A 19,493-nucleotide genomic window follows, 5' to 3' on the forward strand; every position below is an offset into this window, starting at 1 on the left:
CCTTGTGTTAAAATGCCAGCAGCCCTATCGCACCATAATGGGGGGCTGGGACCATTCCTGAGAGAGAAGCTTTTTGGATTGGGCAGAAGGAAGCCCCAGAGAATAAACTTCTGAAGCTTTTATATCTAAGGAAATATCGTCTTTATTTGCACTTGAAAGTTTGCTGACTAGTGGAAGATTCAGCGATTTTTTGCAAGTGTGAAGGTATTCACGTCCTTTTTGGTTCATTCCGAGCAATCTTATATATGCTGGTGAGGAATGTCTTCTATTCATGTCTTCTTTGGTTGTATTCGTTAATATGTGAAGACACATTCGTTGTAAACGGGTCCATGTATATCTTTTGGTTTTAAGTATGGTCATGAATTCTTTAAATGATAGTGCCGTTTTCGCACTTTCAATGATTCTATTCTCGATTCCTTCTTCAATCTCATATATTTCCTGTAGTTGGGAGGGGGAGGAAGCGATTATTTTATACTTCAATAACGGCCAATAGTTCTCCCATCTATGATATTCCCCAAACTCCTGCTTGTATTCTTCAAGGAGAGATCCGGTAGAAGAAGGAATATAATGATGGATAGCTACAGTTTCCCGGTCCGGATCGAAAAGGTTTTTACGTATACTGGTTGCACTTGCGATGGAAGGCGAAGAAAAATGTTCATCATGATAGCCTGCAGATTCCCTCGTTATGGTGTAGGCATTCAGGCCGGGAGCAAATTCATTCCTAGCCCATACATAGTGATAGCCTAAGATATTATTCGGCTTGCTCAAATCGATCAAGCCCTCGCTCCCTTTGATATCCTTAAAGGCTTTCGATAGAGCTGAAGGATAACTGTTACCTTTTCTTACAAAGTCCTTAATGGAAGTATTATATGTACGTTTATTGTCCTGAATTAAACTGACAGTCTTCTCGAAAGATGCCAAATCACCGTCTTCACTGCCGAAACAGAAGCTATCACAGCCTATTTCATGGAGAAGGCAAATGGCCCCTTTCGCAAAAATTTCTGCGTGTTGCGTGGCAAAAGCATACGGAAGCTCAATGACCATATCAACCCCTGCTGACAACGCCATTTTTGTACGTGACCATTTTGATGTAAGTGCGGGCTCCCCCCGCTGCAGAAAGTGCCCGCTCATGCAGGCGATGACAAGGTCTGCCCCAGAAGCTCTCCTTGTTTCATTCAAATGATGCAAATGTCCATTATGAAACGGATTATACTCCACCACAACCCCGGTTGCTTTCATTTTAAACCCCACTCCTTTTGCCAAAAATAAATGGATAAATTATAAATATATATAAGTATCATATCGGATATTATAAATAATTTGAAACAGATTATAATAAAGCGTTATAATTGCAACACTGGAACAGTAATAAGTGTAAAGAAAAAATATTGACAAACGGTAATATCAAGTCTATAATTACCTTTGTTGCCTTGAGGTGATGACATTGAAATGGTCAATTATACAATTACAGAAATTCAGGGATAAAGGACTTTCACTTGATGAAACGGTCACTTTCGATGATCCAAAAGAAATTGATCCGCAAGTCAGGGAAGTATCCCCTATTCATGTTACGGGAAAAGCAGACATCGGTTCCAACCGTGTCACCTTCCATCTTCATTTAGACGGGAAGCTTGTCTTGCCTTGTTCAAGGACCCTCGTGGACGTGAACCTGCCAATCAATCTGAAAACGATTGAGACCTTCCTGCTTACAGATACTGATTATGATCGGTATGAGGAAGAGGAAGTTCATCGAATCGATGGGGATGTAATTGATTTAAAACCAGTTATAAGAGAGTTGCTGTTACTTGAGATCCCATTGCAGGTAATCAGTGATGAAGCGAGAGAACAGGATAAGCTTCCTTCCGGAAAGAACTGGGAAGTGCTGACCGAAGAACAGGCTTATGAAGTCGAAGAGGAAAAAGAGAAAAAAGTTGATCCTCGACTCGCTGATCTAGCAAAGCTTCTTGATCAAAACAAGAACTCTTAAAAGCGAAGTACCAGTTCGTTCTGGCTTCATAATATTTTTATCTCTATAAGGAGGTGGGAAGAATGGCAGTACCTTTTAGAAGAACTTCTAAAACAGCAAAAAGACAACGTCGTACACACTTCAAACTACGTGTACCTGGTATGGTAGCATGCCCAAACTGTGGTGAAATGAAATTAGCACACCGTGTTTGTAAAGAGTGCGGAACGTATAAAGGAAAAGAAGTTGTAAACAAATAATTTACAACATAAAAAAAAGCGTGAAGAGACCATGGCTCTTCACGCTTTTTTTGTGCATTACTGGTCAATTTTAACAAATCAATTTACACTAGAGGTGGGAGGGGACGACAAATGAGTGAATATATCATACATAAAAATCAAGAAGGTATTCTGCAATTCATTATTAACCGTCCAGAGAAACGAAATGCTATTAACTATGAAGTAATGGATGGATTAGAAAAGGCTTTGAAAGAATGTGAGGTTAATCCATCAATAAAAGCGTTTCTTATTACAGGAAGCGGAGAAAGCGCATTCTGTTCAGGGGGAGACTTATCGAAATTCCATAGCCTTAAGACAGAAAAAGAAAGTTATGAAATGCTGAGCAAAATGGGAAGTATTTTAATCAGGCTGGCTTTTCTGCCGAAGCCCACTCTCGCATTCATAAATGGAATCGCCATTGGCGGGGGCTGTGAAATAGCTGCAGCGTGTGATTTGAGGATTGGGAAAAAAGGAAAGGAAATGGGGTTTGTTCAAGGAAATCTTGCCATTACAACTGGATGGGGCGGAGGGACCTTGCTGCATAAACGGATTCCTTCATCAAAAGCCTTATCTCTTCTAATGACTGCTGAACTGAATGATGTTGAAACCTTATTAGAAATGGGCTTCATAGATGAATTAGTGGAGAGTACGATAGAAATGAACGATATCCCTCTTTTAAAAGCGATATCAACGAAAACCGCTGGGGTATTGACAGCTTACAAAAAACAGATGCTCAATGGGTGGGATAGAAGGGAAGTGGAAGAGCGTATTAAAAATGAAATCCGGGAATGCTCGAAGCTTTGGGCAACTGACGACCATCATGATGCAGTTGATCAATTTTTAGGCAAGTAAGTACGCTGGTAAAATAATTATAATTAATTAATTCTAATGTCAAGCATTCTGTTGATTCTATCTTCTCTAGTAAGTGCATATGCATAAAATAAAGGGATCTAACAGGAGGGATGGAAATGTCTTCAAACAGACAGGATGCTTGGAGTCAGGATGAAGATGTAATACTTGCTGAAGTGGTGCTTCGCCATATACGTGAAGGCGGCACACAACTGAAGGCTTTTGAAGAAGTGGGCAGAAAACTATCAAGGACTTCAGCCGCTTGCGGCTTCCGTTGGAATTCATTTGTCCGAAAACAATATAAATCCGGGATTGAATTAGCGAAGAAGCAAAGAAAACAATCCAAGAAACATACACCGCTTCTCAAGAATCATCCTCAGGATGAAGATGCGTCATTGAACTTGATTCAAATGGAGCCGGGACAGAATGTTCACGACAGTTTCTCTATGGGCAGTATGATTCAATATTTACAAAGAGCGGAAGAAGCAGTAATTAATGAAGAAACGGTTAAAAAGGAAAATTCACAGCTTCGTGAACAAATCTCTCAATTAACAGCCAAGCATCAAGAAGCTGAAACTGAATTGAAAGAATTAAAAAGCAAATTCACTTTACTTGAAGAGGATCATAAATCGCTGCTGACTATATTTGAAAAGGCGAGGAAAATGGCCCTCTTACAAGGTAATGAAGAAAAAGTGAAATTCCAGATGGATAAAAACGGAAATCTCCAAAGAGTCAATAAATAAAGTTGAATCCTTCTGTAAAATTAATAAGAAAGGCTGGCTATTGTTACTATAGCCAGCCTTTCTCATTCCCTTCGATTAATTGATCTTTTGTTCTTTTACACCTTCAGGATACCAGACTAAAGGGTTTTCTCCGAGGTCCCTCTCCACATCATAAGTGACAGGTTCAAAGCCCATTTTCTCCCAGAACCCCTGAGATTTGATACGAGAATTAGTCTTGATAGGCAGCCCGTATTCTTTTGCAAATTCCACGAGCAAATTGCCATATCCTTTGTTTTGATATTTAGGAAGTACTTCGAGTTTCCATAACTCCAAGTAATTTTGCGGCGGATCGAAGTATTGATCGAATCTTGCCTCCCGCTGATACAAACTCATTCTTGCAATCAATGTATCCCCAAAGTAAATACCGTAAAAAGGAGACTCACTATCGTTTTCGATAATGTTCGCTTGCAGATCTTCAAGCATGGATAACTCCTGCACACCATATTCTTTAAACTTTTTAAACTCTTCAAGAGTCTTATAATTCACTTTTAATTTTTCAACTTTAACTGCCATACCATTACCTCCTACTATTGCATCCTCACACATTGCTGACACCGGAATCAAGTGAATCCAGTATCTATAATGAGAAAATTAATTAATTATTTATTATTATTATATAACAAATAAACAAAAAATTCTGCACTTATTTAAGAAAACGTTTACAATAGAGAGGAGGAATTCGACTATTTTTGTAGAATCCTTATCTATGAGATGCTGTTTTTTTTCAGAAAGGGGAGAGATTGTGCAAAAAGTCTTAATTGCCAACAGGGGAGAAATTGCTTCAAGGATCATTAAAACATGTAAACAATTAAACATTAAAACAGTTGCAGTCTATTCTGATGCCGATGAGGAAATGCCATTTGTCAAAGAAGCTGATATCGCTCATCGAATCGGTGAACCGCCGGTTAACAAGTCTTATTTAGTGATAGATGCCATTCTTGAAGTTGCCAGGAAAGAAAATGTTGATGCTATTCATCCGGGGTACGGGTTGTTATCGGAAAATGGCGGTTTTGCAAAGAGGGTTTCAGAAGAGGGCTTTACATTTATCGGGCCTCCTCACAGTATCATCCAGAAAATGGGAGATAAGGTAGAAGCGAGAAAAGTGATGCAAGAAGCCCAAGTACCTGTAGTACCCGGAAGTGAAGGCGGGGTAGACAGTATAGATGCGGCTAAGGGTCTTGCAAGGGAAATCGGTTATCCGGTCATGCTTAAAGCAAGCGGAGGAGGCGGAGGCATCGGGATGATTCGCTGTGAAAATGAGCAAGCGCTCGTTCAAAGTTTTGATTCTACTAAAAATCGGGCCAAAGCATATTTTGGAAAAGATGAAGTGTTCCTCGAGAAATGTGTGGAAAATGCGCGCCATGTAGAAGTCCAAATCTTTGGGGATGAGCACGGAAACATCGTTCACTTGTTTGAGCGGAATTGTTCGGTTCAAAGACGAAATCAAAAAGTCATAGAAGAATCTCCTTCTCCGGAATTATCCATGGGGACCAGGCAAGCGATGTATGATGCTGCAGTCAAAGCCGGAAGGGCCGTGAATTACATCAATGCAGGAACGGTTGAATTCATCGTTGATGAAGAAGAAAATTATTATTTCCTTGAAATGAATACACGATTACAGGTAGAGCACCCCGTTACAGAATTCGTGACCGGACTTGACCTCGTGAAATGGCAGCTGCTCGTAGCAGATGGACAACCTCTGCCGCTGTTGAACCAAGACGAAATCACATCAAAAGGGCATGCACTGGAGTTCAGGATTTATGCGGAGGATCCAAAAACTTTCTATCCCTCTCCAGGACAAATCTCTTTATTGGATTGGGGGAACAGTGAAGGCGTCCGTATTGATTCGGGATACGTACAAGGGAATAAAGTAACACCTTTTTATGATCCGATGATATCAAAGTGCATTATCTATGGAAAAGATCGTGCAGATGCAATAGAAAGAGCCGTGGAGTTCTTCGCTGAGGTTCAAATTGAGGGTGTCAAAACGAATGTAAGTCTCTTCCGTGAGATTATCGGAGAGAAAGAGTTTGTAGATGGAACATATACAACTAAGTGGCTGCAGGATTATTTAACTGCAAACCGCGCATAAAATGATAAATGGAGGAAAAGGACATGAAAGAAATTACAGCAGCAATGGCAGGAACAGTATTAAATGTTTTAGTGGAACAAGGAGGCAGTGTTTCTGCGGGCGATACGGTACTCATGCTTGAATCGATGAAAATGGAAATCCCGGTCGAAGCGGAAGTGGAAGGCAAGATTTCCGAAGTGAAAGTAAACGTCGGAGACTTTGTAAACGAAGGCGACGTGCTGCTCGTACTTGAAGGCTAAAGAAACTTTAGATGTTACCGCATGTTTTACTGGGGAGTCTTCCTGGGTAAGCGAACAGAGGTAAAATCGGCATCATTACATAACGAACCAAGGGGGATTTATATGACTGCATCTAAAACATTTATCGATACACTCAATGAAACAAAAGAAAGAATAAATGCCGGCGGCCTGCCGAAATACCATGAAAAATTAAAAGAGCAAAAGAAAATGTTTGTTCGGGATCGTCTACAGCAATTATTCGATAATGGTGATTATCAGGAAGATGGAATGTTTGCCAACAATAAAGCGGATGATTTACCAGCGGACGGGGTAGTGACAGCTATTGGGAAAGTAGCCGGGCAAACGGTCTGTGTCATGGCAAATGACTCCACTGTAAAAGCTGGATCATGGGGTGCCCGTACCGTCGAAAAAATAATACGCATACAGGAAAACGCTTTGCGTTTGCAAGTGCCTATCTTTTATCTGGTGGATTCCGCAGGAGCACGTATTACCGATCAGCTTGAAATGTTCCCTAACAGACGGGGAGCGGGAAAGATTTTTCACAATCAGGTGAAAATGTCAGGCATGGTGCCTCAGGTTTGCATACTCTTCGGACCTTCTGCCGCAGGCGGTGCCTATATTCCTGCGTTCTGTGATATCGTAATCATGGTAGATGGCAATGCTTCCATGTACCTCGGCTCTCCTCGTATGGCTGAAAAGGTTATCGGTGAAAAAGTTACACTTGAAGAAATGGGCGGGGCAAGAATGCACTGCACTGTCAGCGGATGCGGGGATCTATTGGCTGTATCGGAAGAAGAAGCAATTGAAGAAGCGAAAAGATATCTTGGTTACTTCCCGGCAAATTACAAAGAGAAGCCGTCTGTGGAAGAAGGACTTGCCCCAAAAACAGAAAAGTTGCTTGAGGATATCATTCCTCAGCATCAGAATGCTCCATTTGATATGTATGAGGGGATTAATACACTGATTGACGAAGGCAGCTTCTTTGAAATGAAGAAATTGTTTGCATCGGAATTAATCACGGGCTTTGCGCGCATGGACGGGAAAGTGGTTGGGATCATTGCCAATCAGCCAAAGGTGAAAGGCGGCGTCCTATTCCATGACTCTGCCGACAAAGGTGCTAAATTCATCCAGTTATGTGATGCTTTCCATATTCCTTTATTATTCCTGGCTGATGTTCCAGGCTTTATGATTGGAACAAAAGTAGAAAGAGCAGGAATTATCAGGCATGGAGCCAAGCTCATCGCAGCAATGAGTTCTGCTACTGTTCCTAAAATATCAGTTATCGTAAGGAAAGCATATGGAGCGGGATTATATGCAATGGCAGGTCCTGCCTTTGATCCCGATGTCTGCATTGCCCTCCCGACCGCCCAAATTGCCGTGATGGGCCCTGAAGCCGCGGTAAATGCGGTTTATTCGAATAAAATCCAAGCGATTGAAGACCCGAAAGAACGAATTAAATATGTTCAAGAGAAACAACAGGAATATAAAGAACATATCGATATCTATAAATTGGCCTCTGAGTTAATCGTTGATGAAATCACGGCTCCCAATGAACTGCGTTCTGTATTAATAGAACGTTATAAATTGTATGAAACGAAAGATGTCCAATTCAGTGAGAGAAAGCACCCTGTGTATCCGGTGTAAAGAACCTCCCCTGACTTCAGACTTGTCCCTGAGTATGATCGGGGACAAGTTTTTTATTTCAACAATCTTTACACCTATTGTTTTCTGCCTCTGAAAAATTTGCTAAACTAAGGTTAGTTATACAAATCGATTCTGGTGAAGGAGAAATTATGAACATTGGAATTATCGGGGGAGGGGCAGTCGGGCTTCTCTTTTCCTCTTATTTAAGCAAAAAATTTGATGTCACTCTTTTAGTCAGAAGAATTGAACAGGTGAATCTTGTTAACCGCCTTGGTGTCACGCTCAAGAGATCTGATCGTTCAATAACTTCATATTTGAAGGGTGAAATCCTTTCAGGGAAAATGTCTTCATATGATTTAATTATCATTGCTGTTAAAGAATATGACCTCGATTCTGTACTGAAGATTCTAAAGGAGACGGACCAACAGATCCCTCTGTTGTTTCTCCAAAATGGCATCGGTCATTTAGACAGGGTAAAATCGCTCCCTCATTTGACTCTTCTGGCCGGCTCAGTGGAACACGGGGCATTAAAAGAAAATGATCATTCAGTGATTCATCTCGGAATCGGCAAGACAAATCTTGCCTTAATTAAAGGAGAATTGAATCGTGCAGAAGAATTATTAATACAGCAAATAGAATATTTTCCTTTCCTTATTCATGACGATCATGAAGTAATGATGTTAAAGAAGTTGTTTGTGAATGTCCTGGTCAATCCCCTTACAGCAATTGCTGGAGTTGAGAATGGCAGATTACCTGATAATCCACACTTCCTCCATATTCAACATACCTTATTTGAAGAATTGCTTACACTCTTCCCACATATGAAGAACTACATACACTTCCAGGAGATAATCGATATATGTCTTGGCACTTCTGATAATCGATCCTCCATGTTGAAGGATATAGAAGAGAAAAGGAAAACAGAAATTGAGACCATTCTGGGATCTTTATTGATCAAAGCGGAAAAAGAAGACCATTTTGTACCCATCATGAATACACTTTACGAATTAGTAAAAGGAATTGAAAGAGAAGGTCAGGGGGGGTAGAAGTGGCTTCCATTTTTTCTACGGTGATTGCCATATTTGTCATTATTCCATTCTTGGGATATTTCATCAGCTTCATCATAGCGAAGGAAGTGATGAAAAATCACAAGAAAGCAGTACATCTCGCGATTGATGTGACCACGTTACTGTTGATGGTTTCTGTCCATTTTATCGTGCTTGCCATATGGGATACATCTTATTTATGGTTGATTTTTCTAAGTGTTTGCTCCGTGGGTTTGATTTTTGCCATATTGTATTGGAAGGCCAAAGGGGAAATTCACTATCCGAAGGTGCTTAGGGGTTTGTGGAGGATTAACTTTCTCCTGTCCTTTGCAGCTTATATTGCGTTGATGGTAACAGGATTGATACTCAGGATCATTGAATTGAATTAAGTAGATCCTATGAGAGGCAGTTTTTTTCCTTTTCATTAATTGAAATGTTATACTCTTCGTTAGGAAATAAAGAGCTAGAAAAGGAGTAGTAGTTCATATGGAATTGGAGAATCTGAATATTCCGGCTATCAACCAGTTTGCTTCACTTTATATAAAACAAAAAGAACCTGTGACTTCTTTCTTTCACTATAATATTAATCAGCCAGATGTCTATCGGGAACGATTGAACGATTTGACCATTCGTGATTTCGACCGTGAAGAACTCACAGATTGTATTGCCTCATATATGAGGGACTTGCCATCTTCACGTAAAGTGGAAGAATCATTAAAGAAACTGAGATCAGGTGCGGTTTCCGTAGTGGCGGGTCAGCAGGCCGGATTGTTGACTGGTCCATTATATACCATACATAAAATCATTTCGGTCATTAAGTTGGCACAGGAACAGGAAAGTGCTTTGGACCATCCAGTGGTACCCGTATTCTGGATTGCAGGGGAAGACCATGATTATCAGGAAGTAAACCACATATATCAGGAAAAAGGAATTCAAATGGAGAAGTTCGGGTATCCGGAAAGAGTGCTCGAAAAGAAAATGACATCGGATATCTCTTTCGATAAAAACGTAATGAAGAATTGGGTGAATGAGATCATCCAGGCACTTGGCGAATCTCGCCATACTAAAAAGCTTGTCTCTGAATTAAATCAAATGATAGAGAGAGAGGGCGATATAGTACGGTTCTTTGCACATTTTGTCATGCACTTGTTCAAGGATTTTGGATTATTGGTAATCGATTCGGCGTACCCTGCATTAAGAAAGATAGAAAAGAATCACTTTCATCATTTGATCGAGAGCAGTCAGAGTATCACAAATGCAGTTCTGGAGCAGCAGGAAGAAATAAGGAATAATGGTTTCTCTACACAATTGGACATCTCTCCTAATGCGGCCAACTTATTCATCTCCATAAATGATGAAAGGGCATTACTGGAAAGAGAAGGGTCTGCTTTTAAAGAAAAAAATGCCGGAGATACCATTACGATGGAAGGGATATTGAAGATGCTGGATGAGGCTCCTGAAAGATTCAGCAACAATGTCGTAACCAGACCATTGATGCAGGAATGGTTATTTCCCACCCTTGCTTTTATTGGCGGTCCAGGTGAAATCGCCTACTGGGGTGAATTGAAGAAAGTGTTTGAACATTCAGGCTTGAAAATCCCTCCGGTAGTCCCGAGATTAAGTATCACCATCGTTGAACGTGAGGTTGAGAAGAAACTGGCTTCCCTCGGCCTGTCATTGACACAGGTATTAATTGAAGGTGTATCCGAAAAACGCGAGGAATATTGGTGTTCTATTAAAGAACCCTCTTTAGAAAGAGAAATTGCAGAGCTCGAACAATTTCTCCAGCAAAAATACACTCATATCCGTGAAAAATCAGAGCGTATCCACCGGGGATTGAATCAAATAGTGGATAAAAATCTGTCCATCCACCTTCATCAATTTGATTACTTGAGAAAGAGAACGGATAAGGCTCTAAAGGATAAATATGAAAAAACATTTTCTGACTTCGCTAAAGTAGAAAATTGTCTCCGTCCAAATGAAGGTCCGCAGGAGAGAACCTGGAACACCCTTTATTTCCTGAATAAGTACGGGGAAAACTTCATTCAAGACGTAACCTCCCTCCAAATGGAATTTGATGGGACACATAAAGTAGTGTACGTGTAATAACAGATTTAATATCAAGGACTTCTTTCGCAATAAAGGCCGAAAGAAGTCCTTTTTGTGTGCTTTAAAGACAAATTTTTTTCTTTACTCTGTCAGGAAAAGGGAGAAAAAGGCTAAAAAAAGTTAAAGGAAATATTTTATAAAAAGAGAATTTAGAAAACAGTGGAGAAAAGTGGGGGGATGTGGTACATTTGTGTTAGAAAGTGGGGGCAGTGCATATGTTCATGGGCGAATATCATCATAACATTGATAATAAAGGCCGTTTAATTGTGCCTGCCAAGTTCCGCGATTCTCTTGGAGAGTCATTTGTCATCACCCGTGGATTAGATCAGTGCTTATTCGGCTATCCAATGGATGAATGGACGGCGCTCGAAGAAAAGTTGAAGGCTTTACCACTTACAAAGAAAGATGCCCGTGCCTTTACGCGTTTCTTCTTTTCTGGAGCTACAGAAAGTGAATTGGACAAGACGGGAAGAATTAACATCCCTTCTACTCTTGTCAATTATGCCAAGCTTGATAAGGAATGCGTTATTCTTGGAGTTTCCAATCGGATTGAGATTTGGAGTAAGGCTTTATGGGAAGACTACTTCACAGAGTCTGAAGATTCTTTTGCAGAACTTGCTGAGAATATGATAGGGTTTGATATTTAAAAGATCAAAAACGTTCGATTGGAAAGGTGACTTCAACATGTTTAAACATACAACTGTATTATTGAAGGAAACAGTAGATGGATTGAATATCAGAAAAGACGGGGTTTATGTGGATTGCACACTGGGAGGGGCTGGCCATAGCGAGTATCTGCTCAGCCAATTATCGGAGGAAGGGCATCTCTATTGCTTCGATCAGGATGAAACCGCCATTAACCACGCAAGAGAAAAGCTATTGCCCCACCTTGGGAAGGTAACTTTCGTGCAATCAAATTTCCGTCATTTAAAAGATGAGCTTGAGCAGCTTGGAGTACATAATGTAGATGGAATACTTTACGATCTGGGAGTATCATCTCCCCAGCTTGATACACCGGAAAGAGGGTTCAGTTATCATCATGATGCCCCGCTTGACATGAGGATGGACCTCGAAGGAGATGTATCAGCTTTTGATGTGGTGAATCACTGGTCATTTGAAGACCTTGTCCGAATCTTTTACCGTTATGGAGAAGAAAAATTCTCAAAGCAAATTGCAAGGAAAATAGAAGCTGCCAGGGAGTCTAAACCGATTGAAACGACTAGTGAGCTTGTGGAATTGATTAAGGAAGGAATCCCAGCCCCTGCCAGAAGAAAGGGAGGGCACCCTGCGAAAAGAGTGTTCCAGGCAATCCGGATTGCAGTGAATGATGAACTGGGTGCATTTGAGGACTCGTTGGAGCAGGCAATTGAAATGCTTTCTAAAGGCGGAAGAGTCAGCGTAATTACATTCCACTCACTCGAAGACCGGATGTGCAAGACGATGTTTAAAGAAAAAGCCGCCGGACCGGACTTACCGCCGGGATTGCCGATCATACCGAAAGAATATGAACCGGAAGTCAAGCTGGTAACAAGAAAACCAATCTTACCGAGCGAGGAAGAACTCGCAGAAAACAATAGAGCCAGATCGGCAAAGTTAAGAATTGCAGAAAAAAACAGATAAAAAAGGAAATGGGAGGGAGCAGTTATGAGTAACTTAGCCAGAAACTTTGAAAGGCAGCAGGCAGACCAGTCAAACCAATCAATACAAGTGAATCCTCAGCCCCTGAGAAAAGAGCAGCGATCTGTCATTACACCAGGAGAAAAAATTCTAGTCGCAATCTTTGCAGTGGTATTTTGCTTCTTAGCTGTACAGATCGTTCAAACACAAGCTGCTATCTACGATGTAAATAAAGAAGTACAAGTGATGGAAACCGCCGTTGAAAAACAAGAGAAGGCAAACAATGATCTTAAGCTTCAAATCAGTGAGTTAAGCACATACGAACGAATTTTGGAAAAGGCAAAAGAGCTCGGACTTAACTTAAAAGAAAAGAATGTGAAGGTTGTTGAACAATAATGAAAAAAAGACCAAGTATGAACATAGGGGCAGCCATCCTTTTCGGGATTTTCGGCTTGCTCTTTTTTGTATTAATGGTGCGTTTCATCACGATTCAAGTAACGGGAGAAGCTGAAGGTAAGGTGCTTGCATCCCAGGCTGCAGAAAAATATATTAAAAGCAGAATACTTGAAGCACACCGGGGGACCATCTTTGACCATAAAGGCGAGGTGATCGCAGAGGATACTTCCGCATATACACTGGTTGCTGTCCTCAGCCCCACCGTGACCAATGATCCAAAAAACCCCAAACATGTGACTGACCCGGAAAAGACTGCGAGGGAACTTTCCCAGTTCATCGACATGAAAGAAAGCGAGATATATGAAAAGCTAAATACCGAGGGTGCCTATCAGGTTGAATTCGGTTCAGCCGGACGCGCGCTTTCCCATCAATTAATGCTTGATATTAAAGAAGAGGAACTTCCTGGTATAACCTTCAGGAAAGAATCCAAGCGATTCTATCCCAATGGGACATTTGCTTCTCATTTGATCGGTTTTGCGCAAAAAACCGCGAATGATGACGGAGAATCTGTAACAACCGGGAAAATGGGAATCGAAAAAAGCTTCAATGACATCCTGAGTGGAAAGAACGGATCGGTTAAGTATAAAAGTGATGTCTGGGGTTATTTACTTCCCAACTCTGAAGAACATGTCACGCCTCCGCAGGATGGGAATGATATCTACTTAACTATTGATAAGAAGATACAGACCTTCCTCGAAGAAGCGATGAATCAGGTTCAGAAACAATATAAACCTAAGGAAATGTTTGCGATTGTTGCCGATCCCACGACTGGGGAAATCCTGGCCATGACCCAGAGGCCTACTTTCCATCCGGATACTCGAGACGGGCTGCTTGATAACTGGACGAATACAATAGTAGAAGAAACGATCGAGCCGGGGTCAACAATGAAGTCATTCTCACTAGCTGCAGCCGTGAATGAAGGGAAGTTCAACCCAAACGAAACATACCAATCGGGAACATATAAGGTGGATAATGTTCCGAACCCTATCCGTGACCATAATGGCGGGGAAGGGTGGGGGACTATTTCCTTCCTGGAAGGGGTTCAGCGTTCCTCCAATGTAGCATTTGCTTATTTGCTTGATAAAATCGGGTTTAAGAAATTCGAAGGGTACCTTCATGATTTCGGATTCGGGGAACCTACAAATGTAGGCTTGCCGCATGAAGCATCAGGATCCATCCTTTATCATTATCCGATTGAGAAATATACAACCATTTTCGGACAGGGTACGACTGTCACCCCATTACAAATGGTCCAGGCAGAATCTGCGATTGCCAACGATGGGAAGATGATGAAACCTTATGTCATTTCGAAAGTTGTGGACCCGAATACAAAGGAGATTGTAAAAGAAACAAAACCTGAAGTAGTAGGGAATCCCATTTCGAAAGAAACAGCCGAGAAAACAAGGGAATACTTAGAGTCGACGGTTACATCTGAACATGGGACAGGTACCAGATTTGCAATTGAAGGGTACAGTGTAGCAGGTAAATCAGGAACTGCTCAAATCCCCGACCCTGAAACCGGTGGATATAGATACGGCAAAGAGAACTATCTATTTTCGTTTATGGGAATGGCACCTGCTGATAATCCTCAGCTGATTGTGTACGTAGGTGTGCAGGAACCAGAATTGAAGCCGACCGAGATAGGGTCAGATCCAGTATCTGATGTGTTTAAACCGGTTATGCAGAACAGCTTGAAGTACTTAAACATCAAACCACAGGAAAAGGTGAACTTGAAACAAGAACAAATCCCCGACCTCACAGGCTTAAGTGTGGACGAAGCCAAGAAAGAAATAAAAAAAGCCGGTGCTGATCCGGTAGTCGTCGGTAACGGATCCGAGATAATCAAACAATTGCCTCAGCCGGGAAGTGAAATGCTGGAAGGTGGAAAAGTCATCATCAGGACAGATGAGGACATTACCATTCCGAGTATGAAAGGCTGGTCAATTAGAGACGTTTTCAAAATAGCGAATATTGCAGAACTCAGGATCAATATGGTTGGGAACGGTTTTGCGGTGAGTCAAAACATTCAGCCTGATACACCTGTAAATGAAAATGAACCTCTCGTGGTAAACTTTAAAACGCCGGAAGAACAACTGCAGAAACAAAAAGAAGCTGAAACCGAAGAAGATTCCGGGGAAGAGCCTCCCTTGAATTAATGGTGTAAAAGAAAGCGTGGACAATCATTGTGGTCAATCCCTATCCGAAATGCTGAGTCAATTCGGTCAGGGGTGATCACATGAAAATGTCCGCCTTTTTTATTGTAGAAAACCATCATATTATCAGAATTAGCTGATCCAAGACCCAATAAAGTCATACATACCCTTGTGTGTCCAAGCATATAATGGAACGAGCCATAGAAGGGGAGGTCCATTTGTGAAAAGAGTATCGAATGTAACGGTAAGAAAAAGATTAGCGATTGCTCTGATTGTGGGAGTATTGATATTTTCCATTATTGACTTGAGACTGGGTTATGTACAATTTTTCATGGGGGATATGCTGACAAGCCGTGCAAAAGATTCCTGGAGCCGGAATATTCCTTTTCAGCCTGAGAGGGGTAAAATAGTAGACCGTAATGGTGTGGAATTAGCGGCAAATCAGAGTGCACCGACCATTTTTGTCGTTCCAAGACAAATTACTGACCCTCAAGGGACCGCTGAAAAACTGGCTCCAGTTCTTAATATTTCAGTGGAGACTGCATATAAATATGTAACACAGCAGGCGAGTATGGTATTGATTAAAGAAGCGAGGAAACTATCTTATGATAAAGCAAAGGAAGTCAGAGACCTGAATTTGAAAGGAGTTTACCTTGGGGAAGACTCCAAGCGGTATTATCCTTATGGAAGTTACTTATCCCATGTGCTGGGGTTTGCCGGGATCGATAATCAAGGTCTGATGGGACTTGAACTTTCCTATGATGAGGAACTGACAGGTGATAAGGGATATGTTAAATTCTTCTCCGATGCAAAAGGGAAAAGGATGGGAGATATGGCTGATGACTTTGAGGATCCGGAGAATGGACTGAATCTGAAACTGACAATTGATACAAAGGTTCAAACCATTGTTGAAAGGGAATTGGATATTGCACAGGCTACCTACAATCCCGACGGTATGATCGCCATCGCAATGAATCCGAAAAATGGTGAAATTTTGGCTATGGCAAGCAGGCCGACATTTGACCCTGCTAACTTTCGCAATGTCCCTCAGGAAATTTACAACCGAAACCTGCCGATATGGAGCACGTATGAACCAGGTTCGACCTTTAAGATCATTACTCTTGCAGCTGCACTGGAAGAGAAAAAAGTAGATTTATATAATGACAAGTTCCACGATTCCGGTCATGTGGAAGTGGCGGGTTCTACACTGCATTGCTGGAAAAGAGGGGGGCATGGGACTCAAACCTTCCTTGAAGTGGTACAGAACTCATGCAACCCCGGTTTTGTAGAGCTTGGAGAACGTCTTGGCAAGGAAACATTGTTTAAATATATCAAAGACTTTGGATTCGGCCAAAAAACCGGGATTGACCTTCAAGGGGAAGGGAAGGGGATACTATTTAATATTGATCGTGTGGGACCGGTTGAACAAGCAACGACTGCGTTTGGGCAGGGTGTTGCCGTAACCCCCATCCAACAGGTGGCTGCTGTCTCTGCTGCTGTTAATGGAGGGGTTTTATACCAGCCGTATATTGCAAAAGAACTGGTAGACCCGAAAACGAACGAAGTCGTTATGAGGAAATCCCCCCAGATGAAGAAACGGGTGATTTCTGAAGAAACATCCAAACAAATAAGGGAAGCACTGGAAAGCGTAGTCGCACAAGGTACAGGTGGAAACGCTTTTGTAGATGGCTACAGGGTAGGAGGGAAAACAGGTACTGCCCAAAAAGCCAAGGATGGAAAGTACTTGGAGAATAATCATATTGTTTCATTCATGGGTGTTGCACCGGCAGATGATCCAGAGATTGTAGTGTATGTTGCGGTTGACAATCCTAAAGGAACCATCCAATTTGGCGGGGTCGTAGCTGCCCCTATTGCCGGCAGCATCATCGGAGATAGTCTGGTAGCTATGGGGGTGCCGAAAAGAAAGGGTCAAATCGAAAAGAAAATGAAATGGGATGACATTCCCTTGATTGAAACACCTGACTTGATTGGCTTAACTAAAAAAGAGCTGCAGGAACAGCTTGTCAACTTAAACCTTGATATTAGCGGAAGCGGGGATAAAGTGGTTAATCAGTCACCGGACCCGGGTGTGAAAATCAATCAGGGATCCACAGTACGGATTTACCTTTCTGAATAGACTTTGGTTTAATAGCTAATCTGATTTTGTAGTCGTTCCCAACTTTTGATCGGCGTGCAAGACGAAGACTCCTGCGTCAGAAGCGAGACATGCATATCGGCCGCTCTTCGAAAACGAAGTCTTGCACGGAAATCAAAAGCGCGGTTTTCAGTACCAAAAAAAAAGAACTAAGTTAAAAGGTTGATAGCTTTCAAGCCTGTTTTTATGTAAAATATAAAAAGGTTGCTTTCTACCTGTGAGGAGTTGAAATGATGAGATTGCACACTTTGCTGGAGGTACTGCCGTTCTATAAAGTACATGGTGAAGGAAATCCAGCTATTTCAAACATCGCGAATCACCATAAGAAAGTTATGAATGGTGACTTATTTATCTGCATACAAGGCTTGGAGGTCGATAGCCATACTCTCGCCCACGTTGCAGAGATGAATGGTGCAGCTGCTATTCTTGCAGAAAGGAAAGTAGATGTTAACATACCACTGATACTTGTACCTGATACAAAAAAAGCCATGGCAGTCCTTGCCGATTATTTCTATAAACAACCTTCACACCAATTAATGTTAGTCGGTGTGACAGGGACGAATGGCAAGACGACTACTACTCATCTGATCGAACAAGTTTTTTCCGGGAACGGAATAAAGACCGGCCTTATAGGAACCATGCATATTAAAGCAGGTGATGAGCTTGAAGTCAGTCATAATACGACGCCCGACAGTTTGACCCTGCAGCAGACATTCAGCCGTTTTTGTCAGAAAGGGATCACTTCTGCCATAATGGAAGTCTCCTCGCATGCCCTTGATCAAGGCAGGGTGCATGGTTGTGACTATGATATTGCCGTGTTCACCAACTTGTCCCAGGACCATCTCGATTATCATCGTTCAATGGATGATTATCGGAATGCCAAAGGCTTATTGTTCTCTCAATTAGGAAATACTTATTTTAAAAAAACTCCTAAATATGCCATTATCAATAAAGATGATGCGGCGGCAGAGTACTTCATCAAGTCGACAGCTGCCCATGTTTTTACCTATGGTTTATCGCATGAAGCAGATTTTTATGCAAAGGACTTACAGTTGAATGCTGTGGAGTCTTCGTTTAGAATGGTCAGCCCGTTCGGGGAAAAAGATATGGTTCTGGGCCTGGCGGGTAGGTTCAATGTTTACAATGCATTAGCTGCCTTGGCTGCAGCTTCTGCTGCAGGCATCCCCATTGAACAATCTGTTCAATGCCTTGAAAAAGCCCAGGGGGTCAGAGGGAGATTTGAATCAGTTGTCGAAGGGCAGTCCTTCTCTGTTATTATTGACTACGCTCATACGCCCGATGGTTTAAAAAACGTTTTGGAAACCATTCAAACCATTACTGAGGGAAAGATTATCGTTGTAGTCGGTTGCGGCGGGGACCGTGACAAAATCAAACGTCCAATCATGGCAGAAATTGCTTGTGATTATGGAGACTTTGCCATCTTCACTTCTGATAATCCCCGTACTGAAAACCCGATGGAGATCCTTAAGGATATGGAAGCGGGAGTAGTCGGCAAACAATATAAATTGATACCCGATCGAAAAGACGCGATAAAAGAAGCGATTTCCCTTGCTGAAGCGGATGACGTTGTTCTTATTGCAGGCAAAGGTCATGAAACCTATCAGATCATCGGGCTTGAAGTATTTGATTTCGATGACCGTGACGTTGCAAAGCAAATCATAAGGGAGATGTAATCATGCTCTTTTATGAAGATGTAAAGTCGATTTTTCCACATACCCGGGGCATCCAGCTTAATGGTGTAGGATTTCATGCCGTGTCACCCCTGTACGATATACGTCTTGAAAAAGGCTTATATGTCCCATTGGTATCGCATGATCACCTTTTCGAGAGTATAAACAATGGGGCCATCGCATCATTATGGGACGGCAAAGAAGAGGTACCTCGATTCGTACCCAATCATTTTCCTTTGTTCATCGTGAAAGATGTTCAATCGGCTTTTAACGAACTTATCCATTTTTACAAACAAAAAAACAATCAAGAAAAGTGGGAAATTATGACGAAGTTTATATGTAATAGTGAATCCAATTTAATTAAATCAATTGATGCAGGAAGTTTGAAAGATCAGAAGAAACAGAAAGGAGGGGAATGA

The 19,493-nt window shown here is 41.7% G+C and carries 19 protein-coding genes; 17 read left to right on the top strand and 2 right to left on the bottom strand.

Features of this window, described 5'->3' with window-relative positions; genetic code table 11:
* Nucleotides 1-24: 24 nt before the first annotated feature.
* Entirely contained in the window at nt 25-1,239 is a 1,215-nt protein-coding gene (locus V6B33_RS08775; protein ID WP_334217377.1) for a nucleotidyltransferase, read from the bottom strand.
* A 205-nt stretch (nt 1,240-1,444) separates the two neighbouring features.
* Between V6B33_RS08775 and V6B33_RS08780 the strand changes: the two genes are divergently transcribed.
* From V6B33_RS08780 to V6B33_RS08795, 4 genes are all read left to right on the top strand, one after another.
* Nucleotides 1,445-1,987 carry a YceD family protein gene (locus V6B33_RS08780; RefSeq protein ID WP_334217378.1) on the top strand — a complete coding sequence of 181 codons (543 nt, stop codon included), beginning with the start codon at nt 1,445-1,447 and terminating at the stop codon, nt 1,985-1,987.
* Between the two features lie 62 nt (nt 1,988-2,049).
* Nucleotides 2,050-2,223, top strand: a complete 174-nt coding sequence (rpmF, locus tag V6B33_RS08785) for a 50S ribosomal protein L32 (RefSeq protein WP_044337494.1) — start codon at nt 2,050-2,052, stop codon at nt 2,221-2,223.
* Between the two features lie 111 nt (nt 2,224-2,334).
* Nucleotides 2,335-3,093 carry an enoyl-CoA hydratase/isomerase family protein gene (locus V6B33_RS08790; RefSeq protein WP_334217379.1) on the top strand — a complete coding sequence of 253 codons (759 nt, stop codon included), beginning with the start codon at nt 2,335-2,337 and terminating at the stop codon, nt 3,091-3,093.
* A gap of 116 nt (nt 3,094-3,209) precedes the next feature.
* The gene (locus V6B33_RS08795) at nt 3,210-3,833 is read left to right on the top strand and encodes an RsfA family transcriptional regulator (RefSeq protein WP_334217380.1); all 624 of its coding nucleotides are present in this window, start codon (nt 3,210-3,212) and stop codon (nt 3,831-3,833) included.
* A 75-nt stretch (nt 3,834-3,908) separates the two neighbouring features.
* On the opposite strand, the gene V6B33_RS08800 is transcribed toward V6B33_RS08795, so the two are convergent.
* A complete protein-coding gene (locus tag V6B33_RS08800; RefSeq protein ID WP_334217381.1) occupies nt 3,909-4,385 on the bottom strand; it encodes an N-acetyltransferase in 477 nt (158 codons plus the stop codon).
* A 229-nt stretch (nt 4,386-4,614) separates the two neighbouring features.
* Between V6B33_RS08800 and V6B33_RS08805 the strand changes: the two genes are divergently transcribed.
* The 13 genes from V6B33_RS08805 to V6B33_RS08865 all read left to right on the top strand — a co-directional run bounded on the left by V6B33_RS08805 (nt 4,615) and on the right by V6B33_RS08865 (nt 19,493).
* Nucleotides 4,615-5,964 carry an acetyl-CoA carboxylase biotin carboxylase subunit gene (locus V6B33_RS08805; RefSeq protein WP_334217382.1) on the top strand — a complete coding sequence of 450 codons (1,350 nt, stop codon included), beginning with the start codon at nt 4,615-4,617 and terminating at the stop codon, nt 5,962-5,964.
* A 23-nt stretch (nt 5,965-5,987) separates the two neighbouring features.
* Complete coding sequence (locus V6B33_RS08810; RefSeq protein ID WP_334217383.1) at nt 5,988-6,203, top strand: biotin/lipoyl-binding carrier protein; 216 nt, start codon at nt 5,988-5,990, stop codon at nt 6,201-6,203.
* A gap of 102 nt (nt 6,204-6,305) precedes the next feature.
* Nucleotides 6,306-7,847: an acyl-CoA carboxylase subunit beta gene (locus V6B33_RS08815; protein ID WP_334217384.1), complete on the top strand. Its 1,542-nt coding sequence runs from the start codon at nt 6,306-6,308 to the stop codon at nt 7,845-7,847.
* Between the two features lie 149 nt (nt 7,848-7,996).
* On the top strand, nt 7,997-8,893 hold the full coding sequence (locus tag V6B33_RS08820; protein WP_334217385.1) for a 2-dehydropantoate 2-reductase: 897 nt from the start codon (nt 7,997-7,999) through the stop codon (nt 8,891-8,893).
* A gap of 2 nt (nt 8,894-8,895) precedes the next feature.
* Nucleotides 8,896-9,282, top strand: coding sequence for a DUF3397 domain-containing protein (locus tag V6B33_RS08825; protein WP_334217386.1), 387 nt, complete (start codon nt 8,896-8,898; stop codon nt 9,280-9,282).
* A gap of 97 nt (nt 9,283-9,379) precedes the next feature.
* On the top strand, nt 9,380-10,999 hold the full coding sequence (gene bshC, locus V6B33_RS08830; RefSeq protein ID WP_334217387.1) for a bacillithiol biosynthesis cysteine-adding enzyme BshC: 1,620 nt from the start codon (nt 9,380-9,382) through the stop codon (nt 10,997-10,999).
* Nucleotides 11,000-11,217: 218 nt separating this feature from the next.
* Nucleotides 11,218-11,649 carry a division/cell wall cluster transcriptional repressor MraZ gene (gene mraZ / locus V6B33_RS08835; protein ID WP_334217388.1) on the top strand — a complete coding sequence of 144 codons (432 nt, stop codon included), beginning with the start codon at nt 11,218-11,220 and terminating at the stop codon, nt 11,647-11,649.
* A gap of 37 nt (nt 11,650-11,686) precedes the next feature.
* Complete coding sequence (gene rsmH / locus V6B33_RS08840) at nt 11,687-12,622, top strand: 16S rRNA (cytosine(1402)-N(4))-methyltransferase RsmH (RefSeq protein WP_334217389.1); 936 nt, start codon at nt 11,687-11,689, stop codon at nt 12,620-12,622.
* 24 nt (nt 12,623-12,646) lie between these two features.
* Nucleotides 12,647-13,015: a cell division protein FtsL gene (gene ftsL / locus V6B33_RS08845; RefSeq protein ID WP_334217390.1), complete on the top strand. Its 369-nt coding sequence runs from the start codon at nt 12,647-12,649 to the stop codon at nt 13,013-13,015.
* Complete coding sequence (locus tag V6B33_RS08850; RefSeq protein ID WP_334217391.1) at nt 13,015-15,231, top strand: penicillin-binding protein; 2,217 nt, start codon at nt 13,015-13,017, stop codon at nt 15,229-15,231. The genes ftsL and V6B33_RS08850 overlap by 1 nt, the downstream gene beginning before the upstream one ends.
* Before the next feature lie 217 nt (nt 15,232-15,448).
* Nucleotides 15,449-17,365, top strand: coding sequence for a stage V sporulation protein D (locus V6B33_RS08855; protein ID WP_334217392.1), 1,917 nt, complete (start codon nt 15,449-15,451; stop codon nt 17,363-17,365).
* A 251-nt stretch (nt 17,366-17,616) separates the two neighbouring features.
* Entirely contained in the window at nt 17,617-19,077 is a 1,461-nt protein-coding gene (locus V6B33_RS08860; RefSeq protein WP_334217708.1) for a UDP-N-acetylmuramoyl-L-alanyl-D-glutamate--2,6-diaminopimelate ligase, read from the top strand.
* A gap of 2 nt (nt 19,078-19,079) precedes the next feature.
* Nucleotides 19,080-19,493, top strand: a complete 414-nt coding sequence (locus V6B33_RS08865) for a hypothetical protein (RefSeq protein ID WP_334217393.1) — start codon at nt 19,080-19,082, stop codon at nt 19,491-19,493.

This window comes from Mangrovibacillus sp. Mu-81, assembly GCF_036867415.1.
Lineage (GTDB): Bacteria > Bacillota > Bacilli > Bacillales > Bacillaceae_B > Rossellomorea.